Genomic DNA, 23,404 nt, shown 5'->3' with positions numbered 1-23,404 from the left:
TATGCGGTTTTCGGCGCGTTCGAATCGGTGACGTCGGCGATCCCGTCCGGCCGCGCGTCCCGGCCGATGGTGCCGGGGCGTGCCGTGGTCGGCGCCGGCGGGTCCTGTGGGCGGCGCGGGACGGATCCGGCGGCTTCGCCCGCTGTTCACCAGCTGATTCCGGCCGCCACCGGCAGATGGTCGCTGCCGGTGGCCGGCAGCACCCATGAACTCCGCGGCTGCACCCCGCGGACCAGGATCTGGTCGATCCGTGCCACCGGGAACTTCGCCGGCCAGCTGAAGCCGAAGCCGTCCCCGGCCGCGTCCTGGACCGAGCGCAGCCGCGAGGTGATGCCGGCGAACGCGCGGTCGTCCGTGGTGCCGTTCAGGTCGCCGAGCAGCACCACCCGCTCCATCGGCTCGGCGGCGACGGCCTCGGCGAGCGCCTTCGCGCCGCGGTCCCGGCTGTCCGTCCAGAAGCCGTTCCGGGGAAACACCCGGACGGACCCCAGGTGGGCCACATACACCGCCAGCGGACCCTGATCGGTGACCACCGTGGTGCGCAGCGCCCGGGCGTAGGACAGCTTGACGTCGACCGGCTTGGTGTCCGCCAGCGGCCCGTAGTCCATCTTGATGTCGACCGGCCGGGTGTCCGACAGCGGCAGCTTGCTCCACAGGCCGACCGTGCCCTGCACCGTGTGATACGGGTACGCCTTCGCCAGACCCTTCTCGTACACCGGCCTGGCCTGCGCGGTGATCTCCTCGAGCGCCAGCACGTCCGCCTTGGAGACGGCCAGGTCACGGGCGGTGCCGGCCGGGTCCGGGTTGTCGGCGTCGACGTTGTGGCTGGCCACGGTGAGGTCGCTGCCCGAGTGCGACTTGTCGCCGAGCAGCCCGCCGAAGAGGCTCAGCCACACCGTGACCGGCAGCAGCAGCGCGGCCACCGCGGAGGCGGAGCGGCGCCAGAGCGCGCCGGCCAGCAACACCGGAACGAACAGGCCGAACCACGGCAGGAAGGTCTCCACCAGGCTGCCGAGGCCCCAGCGGTCCGTGATCTGCGTATGCAGCAGCATGAGCAGGCCCAGCAGCAGCGCCAGCGCCGCGAGAACAAGGCCGCGCTTCCAGGGCCCCGGCCCGGTGGCGAAGCGGAGTGCCCGGCGGATGTGCGCGCGCCCGGTGGCGAAGCCGGTGTCGCGGCGGCCGGCGCCTTCCTGCCCGGTGTCCGCCGTGTCCACCCGTGTCATCGTCTGTCCTCGTTCGCTGCCAGTCACCGCTCGGCCCTCGGTTCTGGCGGGCCGACCACCATGAGCCGCACGGACCGGCGACTCCTTGTCGGTGCCGATGGTGGTGTTCTCTTCATGCCGCCAGTCGATGCGGCGCCGTGTTACCAGCGCGTATGCGGTTTTCGATACGCCGGCGATATGCGCCGGCTCGTAGCCTTGACGGCATGCGTGTGCTGATCGTCGAGGACGAGCCGTATCTGGCGGAGGCCATCCGCGACGGCCTGCGCCTTGAGGCGATCGCGGCCGACATCGCGGGTGACGGTGACACCGCTCTGGAACTGCTCGGCATCAACACCTACGACATCGCCGTCCTCGACCGCGACATCCCCGGGCCGTCCGGTGACGAGATCGCCGAACGCATCGTGGCCACCGGCAGCGGCATGCCGATCCTCATGCTCACCGCGGCCGACCGTCTCGACGACAAGGTGTCCGGGTTCGAACTCGGCGCCGACGACTACCTCACGAAACCCTTCGAACTCCAGGAACTCGCGCTCAGGCTCAGGGCACTCGACCGCAGACGCGCCCACAACAGGCCCCCCGTGCGAGAGATCGCGGGCCTGCGCCTCGACCCGTTCCGCCGGGAGGTCTACCGGGACGGCCGCTACGTCGCACTGACCAGGAAGCAGTTCGCCGTGCTGGAAGTCCTCGTCGCCGCCGAAGGCGGTGTCGTCAGCGCCGAGGAACTCCTGGAACGCGCGTGGGACGAGAACGCCGACCCGTTCACCAACGCCGTGCGCATCACCGTCTCGGCACTGCGCAAGCGGCTCGGCGAGCCCTGGATCATCGCCACCGTGCCGGGTGTCGGCTACCGCATCGACACGCCGCCGGCGGCCGGGCACGAGGGAGACGCGTGTGGATAGAGCGCCCGGGTTGAGCGTCCGCCTCCGGCTCACCCTCAGCTACGCCGGATTCCTCATGCTGGCCGGCGTCCTGCTGCTCGCGGCCGTGTGGGTGTTCCTCCTGCGGTACGTTCCCGACCGTGCGATGCTCATCAACCCCGATGACAGACCCGAGAACGGTGTCTTTCCCGTCCGGTCCGCCCTCCTGGGGGTTTTCGCTCCGAGGGCGGCCGCGGTGCTGGCGTTCCTGCTGGTGTTCGGCCTCCTGGGAGGGTGGGTCCTCGCCGGCCGCATGCTCGCCCCGCTGACCCGCATCACGGACGCCACCCGCGCGGCCACGAACGGATCGCTCTCCCACCGCATCCGGCTGCCGGGCCGCAAGGACGAGTTCCGCGAACTCGCCGACGCCTTCGACACGATGCTCGCACGGCTCGAAGCACACGTCGCCGAACAGCGGAGATTCGCGGCCAACGCCTCGCACGAGCTGCGCACCCCGCTGGCCGTCTCGAAGACACTCATCGATCTGGCCCGCGCCGACCCGCACCACGACACCGGCGAGGTCATCGACCGCCTGCACACCGTCAACACCCGAGCGATCGACCTCACCGAGGCACTGCTCCTGCTCGGCCGCGCCGACCAGCGGTCCTTCACCCGAGAACCCGTCGACCTGTCCCTCATGGCGGAAGAGGCCACCGAAACACTCCTGCCCCTCGCGGAGAAGCACGGCGTGAGCATCGAGACCAGCGGCGACATCACCCCCGCGAGCGGATCGCCGGCGCTCCTGCTGCAACTGACCACGAACCTCGTGCACAACGCGATCGTCCACAACCTGCCCGAACAGGGCACCGTGTGGGTCCATACCGCCGTCCGCCCCAAGGCCGCGGTGCTCAGCGTCGAGAACACCGGCGAACCGATCACCCCTGAGCTGGCCTCGACACTCACCGAACCCTTCCAGCGCGGCACCGAGCGCATTCACACCGACCACGCGGGCGTCGGCCTCGGCCTGGCCATCGTCAGGTCCATCACCCGGGCACACGACGGCACCCTCACCGTCACCCCGCGCCCCGCCGGCGGGCTCCGTATCACCGTGGAACTACCCGCGGCATCCCCGCACACCGGCAGGTGAGGTCACCGGTACCCGGTCGGGTCGGCCGGCTTGCCGGCGTCGACGACCTCGACCAGGTAGCGCCAGGAGTCCGGGCGCGAGCCGTCGAGATCGGTGAAGCCGTATTCCCGTGCGAGCTGCCCGCTGGACAGGGACTGGCCGTTCCAGCGGGCGACACCGGCGTCGCCGGCCAGTGCCGCGACCGCGCGTCCGACGTACGCCGGGCTCTCCGAGATGCAGAAGTGCGGCACCGTCGTCAGCGCGTCACGCCAGTTCTCCTCGGTGACGCCGAACGTGTCGAGCATCATCTCCGAACGCAGCCAGCCCGGGCTGAGCGCCACCGCCGTTCCGCCGTGCGGCCTCAGCTCGTGTGCGAGTACGAACGCCATGCGCAGCACGCTGTTCTTGACCAGGTCGTAGAAGTACGAGTTGCGATAGTTCTCCGCGTTGTACGCGGCCGTGCCGTCGGTCATCTCGACCACGAGGCCGCCCGGGCGCCGCACCAGCAGCGGAAGCAGGAAGTGGCTGCTGATCGCGTGGGTCTCCACGCCCAGCCGGAGCAGTCGCAGTCCGTTGTCGAGGTCGTGCTCCCACACGGGCTTCTCGAACTCGAACAGCCGCTCGCCGCCCCAGACATTGTTGACCAGCACGTCGAGCCGCCCCTGTTCGGCGTCGACGCGCTCGGCCAGCGCACGTACCTGCTCGGGCACCAGGTGGTCGGTCGGCACCGCGATGCCGGTTCCGCCCGCGGCGGTGACGCGTTCCGCGGTCTCCGCGATGGTCTCGGGCCGGTCGTACTCCGAGCGTCGTTCGGGAGTCGTGCGGCCAGTGACGTAGACCGTCGCACCCGCCGCGCCCAGCTGGACGGCGATGCCGCGCCCGGCACCCCGCGTGGCCCCTGCGACCAGCGCGATCTTTCCGCGGAGGTCGGGTGTCGATGTGTCGGGCAGCGATCCCATGAAGGTCCTTCTCTGTCGGTACGGTCTGGTCCGCGTCCACCATCGACGCCGACCGGTGACACGATGCTCGACCAAAAACCCGACAGGGTGTGTCGCATTTCTTTGTCCGACTTACGGACGCCACCGAAACGGCCTAGCCACAGCGGACGGGGGCGTGGCGGGAGCGGGCCGGCAGCACGGGAGGCGGAAAACCGGGGCGCGGCGGGATCCCCCGCCGTGTGATGATCCCTCCGGTGCGCCGGGGCCGCCGGCGCGTGAGTCATGTCACCACACCCTTGGGGGGTAGCAATGAGACTGTTCTCTGCCAAACGCCCGTTACGTCTCAGATCCGGCGCCGCCGCGGCGGTGGCGGCCGGTCTGCTGACCGCCGGCCTCGCCGCGCCCGCGTACGCCGACGACGACCCGCCGCAGACCGACCAGTTGTGGATCAACCCGCCGTACGAGCAGACGCTGCCGGTCGGCACCGACGGCGGTGAGCCGCAGTCCCGCACCCTCGGCATCGGCATCTACCACGACAACGAGAACTTCACGGTGACCGACGGCAGGCTCACCGTCGACGTCTCCGACGTCGCCGGGGTCGCCGAGGTGACCTGGCCCGACAACTGCGTGCCGAGCGGCACGAGCGCGGTGTGCGACATCCCCGTGGTGCCCGCGATCGGGGCCGACTACGAAGACCAGGTGTTCCTCACGGTGCGCGCGGCCGACGGCGCCCCCGTCGGCACGCAGGGCAGGATCACCTACGAGGCGACGGCCACCGGCGGGCCCGAAGGCACGCTGACCGCTCCGCACGAGAGCTTCGAGACCACGCTCACCGTCGGCTCCGGGCCCGACCTCGTCATCGCCCCCGTCGCGGACATCGAGGACGGTCGGCCCGGCGACGAGCGGACGATCCCGTTCAAGGTCACCAACAACGGCAACGAGAGCGCGAACGGGTTCACCGTCAAGCTGTACGCCTCGTACGGCCTGACGGATCTGACCCGGTACGACGCCTGCACCTACACCACGACGGACGGCGACGACTACGCACCGTCGAACAAGGCGATCTGCGCGTTCGACCAGGTGCTGGCGCCTGGCGACTCCTTCGAGCTGCCCGAGCCGCTGACGGTGCGGCTCGCCCCGCACGCGCTGAACGAGCGGCTCGACATCGACGTCGAGCCGGGCGACGGAGCCCAGGACATCGACTACCAGAACGACTACACGGTCCTCCAGATCGGCGCGGAGAACACCGCGGACTTCTCCGTGACCGGTGACGCCGTCTCCGGCGCGGCGGGCGAGACGGCCACGGCCGAGCTCACGTTCAAGAACAACGGCCCGGCCTGGTTCGGCAACCTCGGCTCCGGCGACCCGGTCGCCGAGGTCCGGCTGATCGTGCCCGAGGGCACCACGGTCACCGGCGTGCCGTCCGGCTGCTACCCGCACACCCTCAGCGGCGGCTACTACCCGCAGCGGACGGGCGCCCCGCGCTACGACTGCGACTTGCGGTACTGGGTGCTGGAGGACACGCAGCGCACGTTCGCGTTCTCCGTGCGCATCGACACCGTGGTGCCCGGCGCGACCGGCGCCGTGAGCATCCACCCCGCGTTCGGCGAGTTCGGCCAGTACCCCTTCGACTTCGACCCGGACCCCACGAACAACACGGCGGTCCTGGCCGTCAACTGACCGTCCCGGGGGCTCGGAGCAGGCCGCCCGAGCCCCCGGGAAACTCCCGCGGTTCAAGGCTTTCCCAAGGTTTCGCCATGGTCGTGACGCCACCGTGGAGCGCGCCCCATACGCGGGCTCATCGCTCCACGACACATCACGGCTCACCGAGGGAACCTCATGAAGAGAACGAGATTACTGCCAGTGCTGTTGGGCGCGGTGCTGGCGCTGACCGCCGCCATCGTGCCGTCCTCCACCGCCGCCGCCGAGGCAGCCCCGCGGGCCGCCGCCTGCCCGGAAGACGACTCCGGCACGAAGAGGGTCCAGGCCCTCTACGTGCGTTCGCCCGCAGGCGCCGACCGCTACGCCGAAATGGCCCCTGAGATAAGGACGATGGCCAACCGGATAAGCGGCGGCATCAACCAGTCGGCGTTGAAGACGGGCGGAGCACTCGCGGTTCGCTACGTCCGCAACGCGGACTGCTCGATCGCCGTCGCCAACGTGACCCTCTCGTCCACCACCAACATCATGGACTTCGACGCCGTGATGCGGGACCTGAAATCGACCGGGTACAACAGAACCGACCGCAAGTACCTGGCCTTTGTGCAGACAGCCGCGTTCTGCGGCCTGGCACGCGAGGGCACGCTCAACGCCGGCCCCTCGTACGCCATGGTCGGCTCGGGCTGCTGGTCCTGGAACTCGGCCGGGCACGAGCTCCTGCACACGCTGGGCGCCGTCAGCCCGAACGCGCCCCATGGCACGCCCGCCGGCCACTGCTGGGACGACCAGGACATCATGTGCTATGACGAGGACGACGAGCCCAGCACGTATCCGCTCCAGGAGCTGTGCCCCAAGGGCTTCGGGGACGACGTGGACTGCAACAACGACGATTACTTCAGCACCGATCCGCCCGCCGGGACCTGGCTGGCCAACCACCCCGAATCAAACGTCGCCAAGAGTCCGTTCCTGACCACCAACGCGATGTTCCCCGTGGTGTACACGGGCACCAAGGCCGTCACCACCGCGCGGGCCGGGGCGACCGCGTACGTGACCAAGTACCAGTCGGACATCGGCTGGACCGCGAAGGCGAAGATCGTGACGAACTCGAGCAGCCCGTTCTTCTCGTCCGTGCTCGCGGTGCGCACCTCCTCCGGCGTCCGCTACGTCCCCCCGGCCGGCGTTCCTCGCGGCGAATCGGCCTACGTCACCGTCGACCTGGACACGGTGCTCGATGTGAAACTCTGTGAGGGCAACGCCACCGCCAAGAGCGGCTGCACCGCCACTTGGTGGTAACCGCTTCAGACGCACGTCCCGTCGAGACGTGCCTGCGCGCGGTGGACCACCACCCGTGCGTTCGGGGCGCACCACTACCCGGGGCGCTACGGCACACGTCTCGACCAGCGGGATCAGGGCGGGCCCGTACAGCGCCGGTTCGGCGACCTCACGTACCGCCCGGTACGGGCGTCCCCTGGGTGATCGGCAGGAGGGACAGCAGTCGGAGGCTGGTGTGGCTCTCGGTGCCGGGTGTCGCGGTGTAGACCACGAGCCGCTGGGACTGGTCGGGGTCGACCAACGTCTGGCAGTGCAGTTCCAGCGTCCCGATCTGCGGGTGCCGGAAGCGTTTGGTAACGCAGTAGGGCCCGAGCACGGGGCGCGCACGCCAGATGCCGGCGAACTCGGGGCTCTCCCTGTTCAGCGCGTCCACCAGTTCGGCGGCACGCGAGTCGCTGCCGTCGCGGGTGTAGGCGCCGTGGAGGTCCGCGACCATCAGCCGGCTCTGCTCGGCGTGGTCGTCCTCGGGGTGGACCAGGCGGGAGCCCGGGTCGGTGAACCAGCGGTAATGGGCACTGCGCGCCAGTCCGGTGTGGACCGTCTGGTCACCCAGCAGCGCCACCGCCGGGCGCGTCTGCTGCAGCGTCTCGCCCAGGTGGTTCATCACCTGGGCGGGGGTGTCCGCAAGCCGGTCCAGGATGCGCATCATCCCCGGATCGATGTGGTCGCCGCGCCGCGCGCGCTGCGGCAGGGCGTGACCGGCGAGCTGGAAGAGGAGGTCGCGCTCCTCCAGTGACAGGCGCAGTCCGCGGGCCATCGCGGCGAGCATCTGTTCCGAGGGGTGGGGACCTCGCGGCTGCTCAAGCCGGCTGTAGTAGTCCACCGACATGTCGCAGAGCGCCGCGACCTCCTCGCGGCGCAGCCCTCCGGTACGCCTGCGACGGCCGCGGGGCAACCCGACGTCCTCCGGCTGAAGGGCCTCGCGGCGCGCCCGCAGGAAGGCTGCCAGTGCCGCCCGGTCTGCCATGGTCGTCCTTTCTCCGTCGACGTTGTGAACAGTGCGGCCCGGGCACCTCATTCCCCGGAACAGTGTGCAGCACCGGGTCATCACGGATCGTGGGAAAGCATCCTTGCGGCGGCTCCGTTGTGGCAGTCCGGCGACGCGGCGTTGCGTCAGGCCACGGATCCCACGACGACTGCCGTGCACACGAACGTCACCATGGCGATCAGGGCGCCCAGCCATCGGCCGAACCTGACGTCGTGCGCTGCCTCGGCGGCGCCCGCGCTGTCGGCGATGTGCCGCGTCACCATGCGGGCCACGTACTTCTGCGCGTCGCCGCCGATTCTTCGCGGAACTGCCTCGCGCGAGGGATCAGTCGGTGCCGAGGGCCTTGCGCAGGACGTGGGTGGCCTGCTCGATCGCCGCGGTGGATGCCTGGGTTCCGCGAACCGGGTTCAGCATCATGAAGTCGTGCAGGCTGGCGTTGTAGCGGACGCTCGTGGTCGGCACGCCGGCCTGGACCAACTTGCGGGCGTACGCTTCGCCCTCGTCGCGCAGTACGTCGTTCTCGTCGACCGCGACGAACGCCGGCGGCAGCCCCCGGAGGTCTTCCAGGGTCGCGCGCAGCGGGGAGGCCGTGATCTGGTTCCGCTCGGCCGGGTCGGTGGTGTAGGCGTTCCAGAACCACTCCATGGCCTTGGCCGTCAGGTGCGGTCCGTGGGCGAAGGTCCGGTAGCTCTCGGTGTCCTGGCCCGCGTCGGTGACCGGGTAGTACAGCGACTGGTGCAGGAAGGTCACGTCGCCGCGCTGCTTGGCCATGTGGGTGAGGGCGGCGCTCATGTTGCCGCCGACGGAGTCACCGGCGACGACCATGCGGGAGCCGTCCAGGCCCTCTTCGGTGCCCTTGGTGGTGACCCACTGGGCGGTGGCGTACGCCTGCTCGATGGCGACGGGGTACTTCGCCTCGGGCGAGCGGTCGTACTCGACGAAGACCAGGGCCGCCTTCGCGCCCACGGCCAGTTCACGTACCAGTCGGTCGTGGGTGCCGGCGTTGCCGAGAATCCAGCCGCCGCCGTGCACGTAGAGGATCACGGGCAGGACACCGGTGCTGCCGACGGGCTTGACGATGCGCACCCGCACGTCGCCGACCCGGGCGGGGACGGTGATCCACTTCTCGTCCACGTCGGGCTTCCCGACCGGTCCGGACTGAACGTCGTCGAGCAGCTTGCGGGCACGCTCGACACCGAGTTCGTACAGCAGTGGCGGCTTGGCGGTCGCGTCGGCGAACTCCTGCGCGGCGGGTTCGAGAACGATGTCGCTCACGGCGTGCTCCTTGAGAGGTGGTGGGTTCGGGAAGGCTCTCCACCTCTTGAGACCGGGCCGGGAGCCAATGTGTGACGCACCGGGGGAAACGGCACGGAAATCTCTCCGCCCGACGAAGCCGCTGACCGGGCCGGTGGGCGAAACGCTGCCGGCGTACTAGTCAGCGGTCACCCGGGTGGGGTCGGTGGGCCTCGGCAGCAGGAAGCCGTCGACGTACAGATCGACATGCTCGTTGTAGAAGGCGGTCAGCCCGGCGATGCGGTGGGCGTGGATGGTCGGGAAGTCGTACGTCCAGGCGATGTCCTCGTGGGAGGCGGTGTCGCTGTCGAACGACCAGTAGCTGCTCGTCGTCCCCTTGTACGGGCATCGGGTCACCGTGTCCGAGTGCCGCAGCCGGGTCCAGTCGATGTGCGTGCGGTCGAGGTAGTAGCGGGTCGGCAGGCCGGTCTCGAACAGCTTCACGCAATCGGGGGCGTCCGCCAGCACGACACCGTCCACCTCGACTCGGACGTTGCTGCTGGAACGCAGCGCGTCCACGCGGGAGTAGGGGCTCCGGGGATGAACGAACACCGGCTCGTCCTCCTCGAACCAGGAGTCCAGCGCCTCCCACTCGAAACGCACGGTGTCACGCAGCGGCGCCGGGGCGCCCTCCCCCCAGACCCACGCCGCCCCCGCACGGACCTCCGGACCGACCCGCAGGGTGTGCCGGTGCGCGGGGCCGGCACCGAGTTGCTCCGTGTGCTGGTCGTCGTGGAGCACGCCGTCCACCAGGTCCTCGACCGGGATGCTGAACTGGGGGTACGCCTGCCACTCCCACACGTACAGCGCGCGGCGGGTGTCGAAGGCGACACGGCCGCCGATCAGTCCCCGGATGCGGCGGGGGACGGGCTCGACGTGTCCGATCGGGACGATGAGACTCGGGTGCAGGACACTTTCGGTCGCCATGGTGATCACCTTGTGTTCGCTGATGATGCGCTTGCCGTGCCCGGTGTCCGCGGCCCCAGGACGACCGCGCCGACTCGGGCCGACGGCCCTCACCTACTCGTTCGATGCTATCGGCTGTGCCCGGCGGCACCCGGGAGCAGGACGTGAACACAAGTTGTCGTCACACGGTGTTCCAGGCCGCCGTGTCGTGCCGGTCCATGTCACAGACCCCGGGGGCTCCCGGTCAGTGAGCTGTGACTGTTCCGCAGCCCTCCCGGTCGCCACTCAGGAGTTGGTGAAGAAATGCACACCAAGGACGCCGTCGCCGCTGGTGAGGAACAGCAGCGTCTGAACCTGGTGGCCGTGTGGCGCGAGGCCACGGTCTTCACCGACGCCGAGCGTGCGGCGCTGGAGCTGACCGAGCAGGGCACGCGCATCGCTGACGGCGCGGGCGGCGTGTCGGACGAGGCATGGGCGAACGCCGCGAAGCACTACGACGCCGTCATCAACGTCATCAACCGGCAGCCCGCCGGCGGTTCTGGCTGCCGGAGCCGCCGCTGGTGTCCCGCAGGAGCCGTCGACGCGCGGGCCCCGCCGCGAGGGTCAGGCGGTGGGCCGCGGGGCGCGCAGGTGGGCGCGCTCCTTCAGCTCGGCCTCGTCGACCAGTTCGAGCATGGGCTTGCCGGGGGCGCACATCATGGTGACGACGAACTCGGTCCGTTCGTCGTCCAGGGCGTTGCCGTCCTGGTAGTGGATGGCGTCGCCGCCCGGCTCCCAGAAGGTGCCGCCGGGGCCGATGACGCGCTCGGGCTCGCCCTCCAGTTCGAAGCGGACCGCGCCCTTGATGACGTAGCCGAACGCCGGGCCGGAGTGCCGGTGCGGCGGGGTGCCGGGGTCACCGGGCTCCCACTCGACGTGGATGGTCATCGCCGAGGCACCCTCCGGAATGGTGATCGGGGAGGCGTCCTGGAGCATCTTGGCCGCTCGGGTCCAGCTGGGACCGTGCTCGCCGCCGGTTCCGTGACCGTCGTGGCCGTGGTGGGCGTGCTGTGCATTCTCCGACACTGGGTCGCACCTTCCGTGTTCCACCGTGCCAGGGCGGCACGTCGTCCGCCGTCGCGGTGGTCATGTCCGGTCGTCAAGACCGCTCGTCCTTCTGACCGGGTGTCCGGCGGATCTGTGACAAGGGGCGGCGGCCGGCCGCGCTCAGGCGGCGGCCTCCGTCGCCGCCGGTTCGCGCGCCGTGCGCCGGCGCAGGGCACGGCGCTCCCCTTCCGTCGTGCCGCCCCAGATCCCCTCGACCGGGCCCGCGTCGAGGGCCCACGCCAAGCACTGCTCCATCACGGGGCAATGGCGGCAGACGGCCTTCGCTTCGTCCGTCTGTAGCGCTGCCGGACCACTGTTGACGCTGCCGATCGGGAAGAAGAGGTCAGGGTCTTCGCGTAGGCAGAGGCCCCGTACGCGCCAATCCATGAAACACCTCCTGCGTGAGGAACGGATACCGGTTCGGGGGGTGGCTCGTCGTGTCAGGGAGTGCACAGAAAGCGGCGGGTCATAACCTCCCGCTTCTCACGTGAGAGACCGAACGATCGGCGCGCGTGTGACATCGGCCCGACGGACCGCCCGCGTCCCGCAGGTCCGGCAAGACCTACGGCCACGCCTGTTCGGCAGCGCCCATCGCGTGCTGGGCGGTGCGGTGGAGGCCGAGGACGTCGCAGCGGACCGACCGTGCCCTCGTGGTCAGCCCATCGGGGCCACATCCCGTGGCATCCATCGGGTGATGCCAGACCGGACGCGGGCCAAGGCTGTGACAGCTCCGCAACGCAACACACTTTCGTCCGGCTCCGCCGCCCTCCGTCAATCCCATGGCAATACGGTGTGTTGCGTCAACAGGCCGTGCTCCTCCCGCACGACGGCCGTCACAGCTCTCCCCACTGCTCGGTCAATGCGGTGTCGACGGCTCGGGCGGTTCCCGCCCGGGCCCGGAGCGAAGAAGGACGAGCATGGCAGCCACACACGTCAGCCGAGGCGTTCGAGCGATCGCTGTCCGGGAGAAACCCGTCCATGTGCTTCCTGCCCGAGCTGAGGAAGGACGAGGCAATGCCCCGAAGCACTGACCGGCAGACCGAACCCGCCGCCGTCACCGCGTCGCTCGCGACGGAGGCCGCCCTGCTTGAGGGACGGCTGAGCCTGCTCCGAGAAGCGATCGACACGGTGGACGCCCGCATCGACGCGGTCTCCGAGACCCTGAGGCGACTGCAACGCTCGGTGGCCGGGCCCGCCGACGGCGAGCCGCGCTCGGGCGAGGGGGACGGCAGCGGGCTCGATCACTCGGCGACGTACCGTCCCTGACGGAGCGCGCGGGCGGATCCGTGCGTCGTCGTGGCAGGCGGTCTCCTCTGCCCGCCGCCCGCTCCGCTCTCGACCGGCGCGGGCCGCTGCATAATGATGTCCGGGTGGCATCCCCTCGGTGCTGGGCCGAGCGACGGAGCCGGCGCATCGGGCGGCCCCGCCGGAACAAGGGTTGAGGACGAGAGGAACGCATGGTCTCCGTGACCCCCACGGCTCGCAACATCGAGATCACCGCCGAGAGCCTTCAGGAGGAGCTGGCTCGGCTGGAGGTTCAGAAGCAGGCGCTGGAGAGGGAACTGGCCGCGGTCACCGCTCACCTCGGCTCCGTACAGCGGGCCCTCAGCGCCCTTCAGGCCCTCATGCCCGCGTATGCTCCGGCATCGGCAGCACCCGGTGTTCTGGATGTGCCCGCGCCGGTGGAGCCGGTGCCCGCGCCACATGCGGCACCCGCACACCCGGCCGAGGACGCCGCCGACGAGAACAGGGCGGCGGCCGGCCCCAGCGACATCGACGCCGGCGGCGTGAAAACGTACGGCAGGCTCACCGAGCAGATCCTCGCGTACTTCGCGGAAGTCGGAGACGTCGACGTCCGTGCCCGGGATGTCGCCTCCGCGCTGGGCCGTGACACCGACAGTGGCAGCATCAACGCGGTCCGCAGCACACTCGACCGTCTCGTCGGCACCTCCCGCGTCCGCCGTGCCGGCCGCGGTCTCTTACCGCGCCGTCACATCCTGAGCCGACGCGGTGCCGCGCTTGCGCCGATGTCCTCGGCTGCCCTCCGCCGCACGCCGGGCGCATGTGTCACACCGTTCAGGAGCGGCGGCCCGGCCGGCCGGGCGGGCCGCCACGCTCCTCACACGCGGTTCGGCGCCGCGGTCCTCGCGTTCCTCCGCGCTCACGGTGTCCCCGGGAGTGAGCAGAGCCCGTGACGGCGTCGCCGGCCGAGGATCAGTTGACGTCCCGGTCGCGGCCCGCCCAGTACGGCTTGCGCAGCTTGAACTTCTGGATCTTTCCCGTCGCCGTGCGCGGGATCGCGTCCCGGAACTCGACCGAGGTGGGGGCCTTGTAGCCGGCCATGCGCTGCTTGCAGTGCGCGATGATCTCCGCCTCCGACACGTCGGCGCCCTCGGCCGGCACCACCAACGCCTTGATCGTCTCGCCCCACTTGGCGTCCGGCACCCCGATGACCGCCACCTCGGCCACCGCCGGATGACTGAAGATCGTGTCCTCCACCTCGATCGAGGAGACGTTCTCACCCCCGGTGATGATCACGTCCTTCCTCCGGTCGGAGATCGTCAGATGCCCGTCCGTCTCGTCGATCGACCCGCCGTCCCCGGTGTGGAACCATCCGTCCTCCAGCACCGCCGCCGTCTCCTCCGGCTTCTCCCAGTAGCCGTCCAGAACCACGTTCGACCGTGCCAGCACCTCGCCTGAATCCGCGACGCGGAGCCTCACGCCCAGCGCCGGCAGCCCCGCCCGCGACAGCTTCCGCGCCCGCTCCCGCGCCGGCAGCGCATCGTCCTGGGGCCGCGTCCGGTTGAACGTCAGCACCGGCGAGGTCTCCGTCAGCCCGTAGATCTGTGTGAACTCCCAGCCCAGCTTCTCCTCCACGCGCTGGATCATCCGGCTGGGCGGCGGCGCCCCCGCACACACGATCCGCACCCGGTCCCGGCCCGGGACCTCACCCTCCCAGCCCGCCGCCGCGTCCAGCACCGCGTTCCACACCGCCGGCGCACCGCACATCAGCGTCACGCCGTGCTCGTCCACCCGCCGCAGGATCTCCGCGCCGTCCACCTTCCGCAGCACCACCTGTTTCACGCCGAGCCCGGCCATCACGAACGGCATGCCCCAGCCGTTGCAGTGGAACATCGGCAGCGTGTGCATATACACGTCCCGTTCCCACGCCCGGGTGTGCAGGCCGAAGGTCAGCCCGTTCACCCAGATGTTGCGGTGGGTGAGCTGGACTCCCTTGGGGCGCGCGGTCGTTCCGGAGGTGTAGTTGATCGTCGCGGTGGCGTCCTCGTCCGGCTCCGACCACGGGCGCGGCTCCACACCGAACCGCATCAGCTCGTGCTCCGTCTGCTCCCCCAGCACGAACCGGTGATCCGTCTTGATGTCCGCCACGGTGTCCCGGACCTCGGGATCGACCAGCAGCACCGAGGCACCGCTCTGCCGCACCACGTACTTGATCTCCTCCGCCTTCAGCCGGAAGTTGACCGGTACGCAGATCCGACCGCTCATCGGCACCGCGAACAGCAGCTCCAGGAGCCGGGCCGAGTTGTGGCTGACCACCGCCACCCGCTCGCCCTCCCCCACGCCCAGCGCGTCCAGCCCCGCCCGCCATGCCCTGACGCGTTCGCCCAGCCGTCCGTACGTCGAGACCGGCACCGGCGCCGCGGGCTGGCTCGGCTCGTCGATCACCCCCTCACTGGCGGCGAAGCCCAGCTCCGCACGGTCCAGGAAGTCCGCAATCGTCATCGGAACCCGCATCGCTCTCCTCCACTCCTCTCGGTCAAGCCTGCCCTCACGCACGCCCCACGGCCCGCGTTCCGCCCCCGGCTCCGGCCGCCATCACCACGTGGCCCACGCGACCGACACGGATGACACGGACGTGGTGAACGACGCGAGACCGCCCCAGCGCGCCCGCCTTGAACGACTGCCCGAGGCACCGGAAAACGTGCGCCGCGCCCTCGACGTGCCCGCAGCCACCGCGGAGGGTGACGCCCCCGGGGCCGGCGACCCGCTCGATGCCCTCGGGATTGTGCGGCACGCCCGCGACGACGGCCTCGGGCGGTGCGTTCTCCGAGCGACCCGGTCGGAGCGGGCGGGTGTGCCGGAGCGGAGCAGAGCATCAGCGGTTCCCCGCCGCGCGTGGGCCCCTCCGGTGTGGTCCAGGGCCCGGTCGGAGTGCTCCTTGCGCGCACGGCGGAACAGTTTCGTCGCCGTCGTCATCCTGTGCTCCCTGCTTCTGCGTGTCTCCGGTCGCTCGCCTGACCCGCCGCTCCTGTTCACTCGCTCCCGTCGGTGCCGGACCATTGCCGGGCGGCCCTCTGGCATCGTGTAATCCGTGATGCAGGTCTCACTACCCCCGAACGGGGGTGTGCAGCGCACGAGGGCCGCGGCGAAGGGGCGAACAGGTGGCAGCGGACGTCGCGGGGGCGGTCGAGATCAGCGGAGCCCTGGCCCGGCTGCGGCGTGTCACCGGGCTGCCGGTCGCCTTCGGCGGCCTGGTGGAGGCCGGCCGGTCAAGGATGCGCATCAGCGAACTGAGCGGCACGTCCACGCCGGCGCTGCGCGCGCTCGCGGTGACCTCCGGCAACGGCCTCGGCGGCAAGGCGGTGGCTCTCGCGCGGCCGTGCGCCGTGACGGACTACTCGTCCTCGCGGCAGATCAGCCACGAGTACGACGTCCCGGTGGCCGCCGAGGGTCTGCGTTCGGTGCTCGCCGTGCCGGTGGTGGTGCGCCGGCGGGTGCGGGGCGTGCTGTACGGCGCGCTGCGCTCGGCGCAGCCGCTGGGCGACCGCACGCTGAACGCGGCCGTGGCCGCGGCCCGGGACGTGGAGCAGGCGCTCGTGGTGCACGAAGAGGCGCGGGGTCTGCTGGCGACGGCCGGCCCGGAGTTCCCGGCCGGCGGTGGACGCGGTCCGTGCGGCCCCGGCTGGGAGCAGGTGCGCGAGGCCCACGCCGCGCTGCGCGCCCTGGCACCGAAGATCGCCGACCCGGAGCTGCGGGCCGAACTGCTGGCCGCCTGCGGGTTGTTGACGGCGCCGGAGCCGGCGCGGGGAGCGCATCTCGCACCGCGCGAACTGGACGTCCTCGCCTGGGTGGCCGCCGGTGCGACCAACGCGGCCGTGGCGGACCGCCTGGGCCTGCGCCCCGAGACGGTCAAGGGCTATCTGCGTTCGGCGATGCGCAAGCTGGGCACCCACACGCGTGGCGAGTCGGTGGCGGCGGCCCGCCGTGCGGGACTGCTGCCGTAGCGGGGAGCCCGTCCATTCCTTGGGACGGATCTTTGAATTCCCCGCGCGTAGGGGCTGTTATTTCCCTCACCACGCCTTCCGTCCGAATTCCAATGATCATTGCCTAGAATTTGGCCCGGACACGACACGAGGGGAGCGGCGACCGTGCGACGGGACTTCCAGGAGCCTGCGAGATGCCGCCCCGACCTGGTCTTCGGCCGGGACGAGCCGCTGGCCGCGGCCCGTGACCAGCTCGCCTCGGGCGGCAGCGTCCTGCTGCACGGGCCCGCCGGAATAGGGAAATCGACCGTCCTGCGCGCATTGGCGGCGGAATACGCCGCTGCCGCCCGCACCGTGTTGCGCTGCTCCGCCACCGAGTCCGAATCCCACCTGCCCTTCCTCGCCCTGGCCGACCTCTTCGGACTGGTCCTCGACCAGGTCTCCGGACGGCTACCCACGGCACAGCGCACCGCCCTGGAGTCGGCCCTCACCGGCCGCGGCGAGTCCACCCTCCAGCGCGACGGCCTGGCCCTGCGCCTCGCGGTGCTGTCCGCGCTGCGCGCCCTCGCCGCCGACGGCAGCGTCCTGATCGTCGCCGACGACCTGCAGTGGCTCGATCCGGCCAGCGCCGAACTCCTCGGCTTCGCGGCCCGCCGGCTCGGCGGCACCCCGGTGCAACTGCTGTGCGCCCTGCGCACCGACGGGCAGGAGTACGACCGCTATCTACGCGCGTCCCCGCCGGACACCGTCGCCGTACGACTCGGCCCGCTCTCCCGCACCCAGGTGGCCACGCTGCTCGACCACCGCGGCCACCGTCTGTCCCGCTCCACGGTCCGCGAGATCCACCGCACCAGCGGCGGCAACCCGCTGTTCGCCCTGGAACTGGGCCGCGCCCTGGCCGAGAGTCCGACCCCGCCGCGGCCCGGCGAGCCGCTGCCCGTGCCCACCTCGCTGCGCGCCCTGGTGCTCAGCCGCCTCGACATGCTGTCGGTCGAGGCCCGCCGCACCCTGCTGGTGGCGAGCGCGGGCGCCCGCCCCACGCCCGCCCTGCTGCTCGCGGCAGGCCGGGACAACGTCGAGGCCGAATGCGCCCAGGCCGCCGAACTCGGTCTGCTGGCCACCGACCTGGACGGCCCCGCCGGGCCCGCCATCCGGTTCGCGCACCCGCTCATCTCGGCCGCCCTGTACGCGGAGGCGCCCGCACCCGAGCGGCGGGCCGCGCACGCCGCGCTGTCCACCGCGGCCTGCGACCCGATCGAGCGGGCCCGCCACCTCGCCCTGGCCACCACCGGCACCGACCCCGAGGTCGCCGGCCGGCTCGCCGAGGCCGCCGCGCAGGCCCGGGACCGCGGGGCCCCCTCCGTGGCGGCGCAGCTCGGTCTGCTCGCCGCCCGGCACAGCCCCGCCGACACCGTGCCGGGCCCCGACGAGCGCCGGTTGCAGGCCGCCGAGGACGCGATCACCGCGGGCGAGGTCGACCTCGCCCGGGACATCGCCCACGATGTGCTGACCCGGACCACCGTGCCCGCCGACCGGGTACGGGCCTGGATCATCGTGATCGACACGGCCGGCCACACCATGGGCGAGGTCGACTCGGTCTTCCCGCAGGCCCTGGCCGACGCCGGGGACGACCCGCGGCTGCTCGCCCTGGTCCACTACCAGCTGGCCTGGCGCGCCCTGATCGTGCAGGGCGACTTCACCGAGGCCCGGCAGGCGGCCGCGCACGCGGCGGAGCTGGCCGCCCGCGGCGGCGACCGGCGCACCGAACTGCTCTCCCTCGCCTTCCAGGCCCAGACCGAGACCCTGATGGGCCACCCGAACGCGCCGGCCACCATCAAACGCGCCCTGAAGGAGCCTCAGGACCCCGCGGTCGCCTGCCATCACAACGGCGCGGGCAGCGCCCGGTTCCGCTGGCTGGTCATGGGCGACCGGCTCGCCGAGGCGCGGGCGACGGTCACCGCGCTGCTGCGCGAGGTCCGCCGGCGCGGCTCGGTGGAGAGCGAGGTGCACTTCCTGCGCGGACTCGCCGAGACCGAGCTGCGCTCCGGGCACTGCGGCCGGGCCCTGGACCTGGCCCGCGAAGGGCTGCGGCTGGCCCGGGACTCCGGCATCGGAGAGACCGCCTCCGCCATGCTCACCTCGCTCGCCGAAGCCTCCGGCGGCGACGTGGACCGGGCGCTCGCGCTCGCCCGGGAGGCGGTGCAGCACGCCCAGGAGGACGGCGACCAGATGTATCTGTCCCGGGCGCTGGGCGCACTCGGGTACGCCCAGCTGGTGGCAGGGGACCCGGCGGGCGCGGTCCGCTCGCTGCGCCGGGTGCGCGAACTGGAGCTGGGGCTCGGCATCACCGACCCGGCGCGTGGCCGCTGGCACGGCGACCTGGCCGAAGCGCTCGTCCGGATCGGTGAACCCGATGAGGCGCAGGACGTCATCGCCGTCACCCGGGAGCATGCGCTGCGGCTCGGCCGGGAGAGCGTCCTCGCCGTACTGGACCGGGCCGAGGCCCTGGTGCGCGCCGCCCGCGGCGAACGGGAGGCCGCCGTCTCCCAGCTGACCTCCGCTCAGGACCGGCTGGCCAAACTGGGCTACGGTCTGGAGGAGGCGCGGGCCGCCTTCGCGCTGGCCGCACTGCGCACCCGACGGCCGGACCCGGACACCCCGGACCCCGCCGCCGCGGCCCGTGGACGGGCGGCGGCGTACGACGAGGCCACCCGGCTCTTCCGCCGCTGCCGTGCGCTGCCCTGGCTGCGCCGGGTGGACGAGGCGCTGACCGACCCGGATGCACAGCCGCCCGTTGCCCCGGCCGCGCACGACGGGCTCGAAGGGCTGGCCCCGACGGAGCGTCAAGTGGCCGGTCTCGTCATGGAGGGCGCGACCAACCGGGAGATCGCCGCGCGCCTGTTCGTCAGCGTCAAGACGGTCGAGGCGACCCTCACCCGGGTGTACCGCAAGCTCGGGATCCGTTCGCGGGTGGATATCGTCCGATTGGCGGCGGGCCGCCGAGCGAAGTGAGATCACTGCCGGTTTACTGGGCCCGACCGAGGGTTTTCCCTGCCCTACTCCCTTAGGGGGTTCCCTCATTGGAGTCGTGGGTTCCGGGTCCTAGCGTAAGGGCGTGCCGCTCGCCCGGGCACATGGGGGTCGGTACCGCGGCCCTCATGAACCACCCCCCACCCGCGCGCCCCCCACCGGCAACCCCCCACTGAGGAGACTCATGTTCGGGCTCACCCGCGCAAGAAGGACCGCCGCCACCCTCGTGGCCACGGCCGCCGCCGCGACCGCGCTGCTCGCCGCCCCCACGGCGCTCGCGGCCCCGCGGCCCGTCGTCGGCGGGACGACGACCACGACGACCGCGTACCCGTTCATGATGCAGATCACCGACGCCTCGCAGAACCAGTTCTGCGGCGGCACCCTGGTGTCCCCCACGAAGGTGGTCACGGCCGCGCACTGCATGGTCGGCGAGACCACCGGCAGCGTGCGCGTGGTGGGCGGCCGGACCTACCTCAACGGCACCAACGGCACGGTCAGCCGGGTCAGCAAGATCTGGATCAACCCCGGCTACACCGACGCCACCAACGGCGACGACGTGGCCGTGCTGACCCTGTCGACGTCCATGCCGTACACCACGGCGCCGTACGTCTCCTCCTCCCAGACGGGTGTGTACGCGGCCGGCACCACGGCCCGCGTCCTCGGCTGGGGCACCACATCGGAGAGCGGAAGCTCCTCCAACCAGCTGCGGACCGCGACCGTGCCGGTCGTGTCCGACTCCAGCTGCCGTACCTCCTACGGTGCGGACTTCGTCCAGACCGACATGGTCTGCGCCGGATACACCTCCGGCGGCGTGGACACCTGCCAGGGCGACAGCGGCGGTCCCCTGCTCATCGGGGGCGTCCTGGCAGGGATCACTTCCTGGGGCGAGGGCTGCGCCCGCGCCGGTTACCCGGGTGTCTACACCCGGCTGACCACCTTCTCCAACCTGGTGACCGCGCAGGTCAACTCCTAGCCGGGCGGAGCTCTCGCACCCGGAAATCAACTCCTGAGTACCCCTCAGGTAGAGCCAGGGGGGCGTTGCGGGCCTCCACGAGCGGCCCGCACCGCCCCCCTATCCACCTGCCCGCCTCCCCTGTTTGCCAACGGAGCGGAGTGCCGGCCATGGTGTCCACGGAACGTCTCGCCGCCTTCGCGGCCATGTCGCTGCTGGTCATCGTCGTCCCGGGGCCAAGCGTGCTGTTCGTGATCGGCCGGGCCCTCGCGCACGGCCGGCGCACCGCCGTGGCGACCGCGCTCGGCAACGTGTTCGGCTCGTATCTGCTCGTCAGGGCCTAGGAGTGCCGCGATGTGCGGTGTATCTTCTGCGGCTCCGTTGTGGCTGGTCGTGCCGTTCCCCGCGCCCCTTCGGGGCGCCGTCGTTTCCCGGTCGCGTTCGCAAGGGTTCCATACGTGGCTCGGGGTGTCTCCCGGGTGTGGGGTTGGACGGGCGGCGTTCTGTGGTCTGTTTGCCCCGTATATCCTGCTCCAGGACCATCACCTTGGCTCGACGAGAGGCTGCCGCGATGCCCGAGCGACGCGCCCGCCCCGCCTCCAGGACCGCGCGGTCCGGTCGGCGCCGCGCCCTGCCCCCGCGGCAGCCGCCGACCGCCGAACCTGCCGCGAGCACGGCGGGGCCGGCCCCCGTGGAGCCGGCCGGACCGGCCGGCGTGGTCGAGGCGGCCCTGTACCGCGACGGGGTACGTGTCTCCTCGCCGGCCACCCTCGCCCAGACCTACCGCGAGCTGCGCGAGCAGCCGTCCGGCATGGCGTGGATCGGCCTCGCCCGGCCCACCGCGGACGAACTCCTTTCCCTGGCCGAGGAGTTCGATCTGCATCCGCTCGCGGTCGAGGACGCGATGGAGGCACACCAGCGGCCGAAGCTGGAACGGTACGGCGACACCCTGTTCGTCGTCCTGCGCGCCGCCCGCTATCTCGACGCGCCCGAGGAGGTCGACTTCGGCGAGCTGCATGTGTTCGTCGGCCAGGACTTCGTCATCACGGTCCGGCACGGCGCGGCCCCCGACCTCTCGGCGGTCCGCGCCCGCATGGAGGACTCCCCCGACCTGCTGAAGCTGGGCCCGGAGGCGGTCCTGTACGCGATACTCGACGCGGTCGTCGACGGGTACGCGCCCGTCGTGTCGGGCGTGCAGAACGACATCGACGAGATCGAGACCGAGGTGTTCCGCGGTGACCCCGAGGTCTCCCGCCGCATCTACGAACTCTCCCGCGAAATGGTCGAGTTCCAGCGCGCCACCCGCCCCCTGGTCGGCATGCTGCACGGCCTCATCGCCGGCTTCGCCAAGTACGAGACACACGAGGAACTGCAGCGCTACCTCCGGGACGTCGCCGACCACGTCACCCACACCAGCGAACGCGTCGACGGCTTCCGTCAGGCGCTCACCGAGATCCTCACCGTCAACGCGACCCTCGTCACCCAGCAACAGAACGCGGAGATGCGGGCGTTGGCGGAAGCGGGCTTCGAACAGAACGAGGAGATCAAGAAGATCTCTTCGTGGGCGGCCATCCTGTTCGCACCGACGCTGGTCGGCACGATCTACGGCATGAACTTCACACACATGCCGGAGCTGCACTGGGCACTCGGCTACCCCTTCGCGATCATCCTGATGGGGATCGTATGCGCCGGCCTGTACGTCGTCTTCAAACACCGGGACTGGCTCTGAGCGGCCGGCCGCAGGCGCATGTGCCCGGGACAGCCCTGCCCGGGTGGGTGTTGCCGGGCAGGGGGCTCGGTTGCGGGTTCAGGTGAGGTGGAGCACCGTCTTGCCGCGCAGTCCTGAGGGGGTGATGGCGCCCGTGAGGGCGCGCGGGGCCTGTGTCAGGGGGAGGAGCGAGCCGATGACCGGCTGGACCGTGCCCGCGGTGACCAGGTCGGCGATGCCGGCGAGTCGTTCGGGCTTGCGGTCGAGCCGGTAGTTCGCGGTGCGGATCCGCTCCTGGGCGAGAAGGTGCTCGCCCAGGCCGAAGGCGGTCGAGAAGAAGGCGCCCCCGTCGCGTACGGCGCCCGCCACCCGGGCGTTGGCCGAGCGGTCGCCGACGGCGTCGAGGACGGCGTCGACGCCCTCGGGGGCGAGCCTGCGCAGCACCTGGTCGACCGGCTCCTCGCCGCGGGCGGCGATGTCGGCCGCGCCCAGCTTCCGCAGGTCGTCGGCGAGCCGGGCGGACGCCGTCGCGATGACCCGGATCCCCTGGGCCGCGGCGATCTGGACGGCGTAGGTGCCGACCCCGCCTGTAGCGCCGAGGACGAGCAGGGTGCCGTGGTCCGGTACCCGCATGTGGTCGATCGCGCCGAGCGCGGTCATGCCCGCGGTCGGCACCGCGGCGGCCACATGGCTGGGCAGGCCGTCCGGGACGGCGGCCAGTGCGCCGAGCGCGGGAGCGGCCTGGACGACGGCGGCCTCGGCGAAGGTGCCGAACTGGAGCGGCCGGCTCCAGAACTGGCCGAAGACGCGGTCGCCGACGGCGAATTCGGTGACGCCGTCACCGGTCGCGGTCACGGTGCCCGCGCCGTCCATGCCGAGGGTGAGCGGGAACCGGTACTCGCCGAGGGCGGCCAGGGAGCCGGAGGCGATGGCCGTGTCCAGCGGGTTGACCGACGCGGCCTCGACGCTGACCCGCATCTGGCCGGGGCCCGGCTCGGGCACGGGCCGCGTCGTGAGCTTCGGGGTCGCCCCGAACCGCTCGATGGTGACTGCGCGCATGAGCTTTCTCCGTTCTGCCCGG

The 23,404-nt window shown here is 71.4% G+C and carries 18 protein-coding genes and 4 pseudogenes; 12 read left to right on the top strand and 10 right to left on the bottom strand.

The window, feature by feature from the left end; genetic code table 11:
* Positions 1-146: 146 nt before the first annotated feature.
* Positions 147-1,223 (bottom strand): endonuclease/exonuclease/phosphatase family protein, encoded by a 1,077-nt coding sequence (locus ACIRFL_RS25300; RefSeq protein ID WP_404032481.1) that lies wholly within the window; start codon positions 1,221-1,223, stop codon positions 147-149.
* A gap of 203 nt (positions 1,224-1,426) precedes the next feature.
* Here ACIRFL_RS25300 and ACIRFL_RS25295 point away from each other — a divergent pair, with 203 nt between their 5' ends.
* Both ACIRFL_RS25295 and ACIRFL_RS25290 read left to right on the top strand, forming a co-directional pair.
* On the top strand, positions 1,427-2,122 hold the full coding sequence (locus tag ACIRFL_RS25295; protein ID WP_404032478.1) for a response regulator transcription factor: 696 nt from the start codon (positions 1,427-1,429) through the stop codon (positions 2,120-2,122).
* Positions 2,115-3,227, top strand: a complete 1,113-nt coding sequence (locus tag ACIRFL_RS25290; RefSeq protein WP_404032475.1) for a sensor histidine kinase — start codon at positions 2,115-2,117, stop codon at positions 3,225-3,227. Before ACIRFL_RS25295 ends, ACIRFL_RS25290 begins: the two co-directional genes overlap by 8 nt.
* Before the next feature lie 2 nt (positions 3,228-3,229).
* Here the strand turns inward: ACIRFL_RS25290 and ACIRFL_RS25285 are convergent, their stop codons facing one another.
* Complete coding sequence (locus ACIRFL_RS25285; RefSeq protein WP_404032472.1) at positions 3,230-4,165, bottom strand: SDR family oxidoreductase; 936 nt, start codon at positions 4,163-4,165, stop codon at positions 3,230-3,232.
* A 261-nt stretch (positions 4,166-4,426) separates the two neighbouring features.
* Between ACIRFL_RS25285 and ACIRFL_RS25280 the strand changes: the two are divergent.
* Positions 4,427-5,113: pseudogene (locus tag ACIRFL_RS25280) on the top strand (hypothetical protein); the annotation flags it as partial.
* Positions 5,114-5,983: 870 nt separating this feature from the next.
* On the top strand, positions 5,984-7,096 hold the full coding sequence (locus ACIRFL_RS25275) for a hypothetical protein (protein ID WP_404032469.1): 1,113 nt from the start codon (positions 5,984-5,986) through the stop codon (positions 7,094-7,096).
* 148 nt (positions 7,097-7,244) lie between these two features.
* On the opposite strand, the gene ACIRFL_RS25270 is transcribed toward ACIRFL_RS25275, so the two are convergent.
* The 4 genes from ACIRFL_RS25270 to ACIRFL_RS25255 all read right to left on the bottom strand — a co-directional run bounded on the left by ACIRFL_RS25270 (position 7,245) and on the right by ACIRFL_RS25255 (position 10,343).
* Positions 7,245-8,102: a helix-turn-helix transcriptional regulator gene (locus tag ACIRFL_RS25270; RefSeq protein ID WP_404032466.1), complete on the bottom strand. Its 858-nt coding sequence runs from the start codon at positions 8,100-8,102 to the stop codon at positions 7,245-7,247.
* Positions 8,103-8,248: 146 nt separating this feature from the next.
* The gene (locus tag ACIRFL_RS25265; RefSeq protein WP_404032463.1) at positions 8,249-8,386 is read right to left on the bottom strand and encodes a hypothetical protein; all 138 of its coding nucleotides are present in this window, start codon (positions 8,384-8,386) and stop codon (positions 8,249-8,251) included.
* 61 nt (positions 8,387-8,447) lie between these two features.
* Positions 8,448-9,398, bottom strand: coding sequence for an alpha/beta hydrolase (locus ACIRFL_RS25260; protein WP_404032461.1), 951 nt, complete (start codon positions 9,396-9,398; stop codon positions 8,448-8,450).
* Between the two features lie 156 nt (positions 9,399-9,554).
* Positions 9,555-10,343, bottom strand: a complete 789-nt coding sequence (locus ACIRFL_RS25255; RefSeq protein ID WP_404032458.1) for a DUF427 domain-containing protein — start codon at positions 10,341-10,343, stop codon at positions 9,555-9,557.
* A gap of 267 nt (positions 10,344-10,610) precedes the next feature.
* Here ACIRFL_RS25255 and ACIRFL_RS25250 point away from each other — a divergent pair.
* Positions 10,611-10,856 (top strand): annotated as a pseudogene (locus ACIRFL_RS25250) (carboxymuconolactone decarboxylase family protein); the annotation flags it as partial.
* A 69-nt stretch (positions 10,857-10,925) separates the two neighbouring features.
* On the opposite strand, the gene ACIRFL_RS25245 reads toward ACIRFL_RS25250, so the two are convergent.
* Positions 10,926-11,387 (bottom strand): cupin domain-containing protein, encoded by a 462-nt coding sequence (locus ACIRFL_RS25245; RefSeq protein ID WP_404032456.1) that lies wholly within the window; start codon positions 11,385-11,387, stop codon positions 10,926-10,928.
* A gap of 141 nt (positions 11,388-11,528) precedes the next feature.
* On the bottom strand, positions 11,529-11,795 hold the full coding sequence (locus ACIRFL_RS25240) for a WhiB family transcriptional regulator (protein WP_404032453.1): 267 nt from the start codon (positions 11,793-11,795) through the stop codon (positions 11,529-11,531).
* 627 nt (positions 11,796-12,422) lie between these two features.
* Between ACIRFL_RS25240 and ACIRFL_RS25235 the strand changes: the two genes are divergently transcribed.
* Both ACIRFL_RS25235 and ACIRFL_RS25230 read left to right on the top strand, forming a co-directional pair.
* The gene (locus ACIRFL_RS25235; protein ID WP_404032451.1) at positions 12,423-12,674 is read left to right on the top strand and encodes a hypothetical protein; all 252 of its coding nucleotides are present in this window, start codon (positions 12,423-12,425) and stop codon (positions 12,672-12,674) included.
* A gap of 191 nt (positions 12,675-12,865) precedes the next feature.
* A pseudogene (locus ACIRFL_RS25230) lies at positions 12,866-13,387 on the top strand (hypothetical protein); the annotation flags it as partial.
* A 235-nt stretch (positions 13,388-13,622) separates the two neighbouring features.
* Here ACIRFL_RS25230 and ACIRFL_RS25225 read toward each other — a convergent pair.
* A complete protein-coding gene (locus ACIRFL_RS25225; RefSeq protein ID WP_404032448.1) occupies positions 13,623-15,164 on the bottom strand; it encodes an AMP-binding protein in 1,542 nt (513 codons plus the stop codon).
* A gap of 647 nt (positions 15,165-15,811) precedes the next feature.
* Between ACIRFL_RS25225 and ACIRFL_RS25220 the strand changes: the two genes are divergently transcribed.
* The 5 genes and pseudogenes from ACIRFL_RS25220 to ACIRFL_RS25200 all read left to right on the top strand — a co-directional run bounded on the left by ACIRFL_RS25220 (position 15,812) and on the right by ACIRFL_RS25200 (position 22,344).
* Entirely contained in the window at positions 15,812-16,654 is an 843-nt protein-coding gene (locus ACIRFL_RS25220; RefSeq protein WP_404032445.1) for a LuxR C-terminal-related transcriptional regulator, read from the top strand.
* Between the two features lie 144 nt (positions 16,655-16,798).
* Positions 16,799-19,645 carry an AAA family ATPase gene (locus ACIRFL_RS25215; RefSeq protein WP_404032442.1) on the top strand — a complete coding sequence of 949 codons (2,847 nt, stop codon included), beginning with the start codon at positions 16,799-16,801 and terminating at the stop codon, positions 19,643-19,645.
* 202 nt (positions 19,646-19,847) lie between these two features.
* Complete coding sequence (locus ACIRFL_RS25210; protein ID WP_404032440.1) at positions 19,848-20,636, top strand: S1 family peptidase; 789 nt, start codon at positions 19,848-19,850, stop codon at positions 20,634-20,636.
* Between the two features lie 149 nt (positions 20,637-20,785).
* Positions 20,786-20,956 (top strand): annotated as a pseudogene (locus ACIRFL_RS25205) (LysE family translocator); the annotation flags it as partial.
* A gap of 230 nt (positions 20,957-21,186) precedes the next feature.
* Complete coding sequence (locus ACIRFL_RS25200; RefSeq protein ID WP_404032438.1) at positions 21,187-22,344, top strand: magnesium and cobalt transport protein CorA; 1,158 nt, start codon at positions 21,187-21,189, stop codon at positions 22,342-22,344.
* A gap of 78 nt (positions 22,345-22,422) precedes the next feature.
* Here ACIRFL_RS25200 and ACIRFL_RS25195 read toward each other — a convergent pair whose 3' ends face one another.
* A complete protein-coding gene (locus ACIRFL_RS25195; protein WP_404032435.1) occupies positions 22,423-23,382 on the bottom strand; it encodes an NADP-dependent oxidoreductase in 960 nt (319 codons plus the stop codon).
* Positions 23,383-23,404 lie beyond the last annotated feature (22 nt).

Source organism: Streptomyces sp. NPDC102462, assembly GCF_044765425.1.
In the GTDB taxonomy this organism is placed as follows: Bacteria; Actinomycetota; Actinomycetes; order Streptomycetales; family Streptomycetaceae; genus Streptomyces.
The sequence above is the reverse complement of the archived record's forward strand: the minus strand, read 5'-3'. Positions and strand labels throughout refer to the sequence as shown.

Coding starts and splice junctions, on each gene's coding strand:
- ACIRFL_RS25285 (WP_404032472.1), bottom strand. CDS start 4,165: ATGGGATCGCTGCCCGACACATCGACACCCGACCTCCGCGGAAAGATC.
- ACIRFL_RS25225 (WP_404032448.1), bottom strand. CDS start 15,164: ATGCGGGTTCCGATGACGATTGCGGACTTCCTGGACCGTGCGGAGCTG.
- ACIRFL_RS25210 (WP_404032440.1), top strand. CDS start 19,848: ATGTTCGGGCTCACCCGCGCAAGAAGGACCGCCGCCACCCTCGTGGCC.
- ACIRFL_RS25265 (WP_404032463.1), bottom strand. CDS start 8,386: ATGGTGACGCGGCACATCGCCGACAGCGCGGGCGCCGCCGAGGCAGCG.
- ACIRFL_RS25255 (WP_404032458.1), bottom strand. CDS start 10,343: ATGGCGACCGAAAGTGTCCTGCACCCGAGTCTCATCGTCCCGATCGGA.
- ACIRFL_RS25270 (WP_404032466.1), bottom strand. CDS start 8,102: ATGGCAGACCGGGCGGCACTGGCAGCCTTCCTGCGGGCGCGCCGCGAG.
- ACIRFL_RS25200 (WP_404032438.1), top strand. CDS start 21,187: ATGCCCGAGCGACGCGCCCGCCCCGCCTCCAGGACCGCGCGGTCCGGT.
- ACIRFL_RS25240 (WP_404032453.1), bottom strand. CDS start 11,795: ATGGATTGGCGCGTACGGGGCCTCTGCCTACGCGAAGACCCTGACCTC.
- ACIRFL_RS25235 (WP_404032451.1), top strand. CDS start 12,423: ATGCCCCGAAGCACTGACCGGCAGACCGAACCCGCCGCCGTCACCGCG.
- ACIRFL_RS25300 (WP_404032481.1), bottom strand. CDS start 1,223: ATGACACGGGTGGACACGGCGGACACCGGGCAGGAAGGCGCCGGCCGC.
- ACIRFL_RS25295 (WP_404032478.1), top strand. CDS start 1,427: ATGCGTGTGCTGATCGTCGAGGACGAGCCGTATCTGGCGGAGGCCATC.
- ACIRFL_RS25195 (WP_404032435.1), bottom strand. CDS start 23,382: ATGCGCGCAGTCACCATCGAGCGGTTCGGGGCGACCCCGAAGCTCACG.
- ACIRFL_RS25275 (WP_404032469.1), top strand. CDS start 5,984: ATGAAGAGAACGAGATTACTGCCAGTGCTGTTGGGCGCGGTGCTGGCG.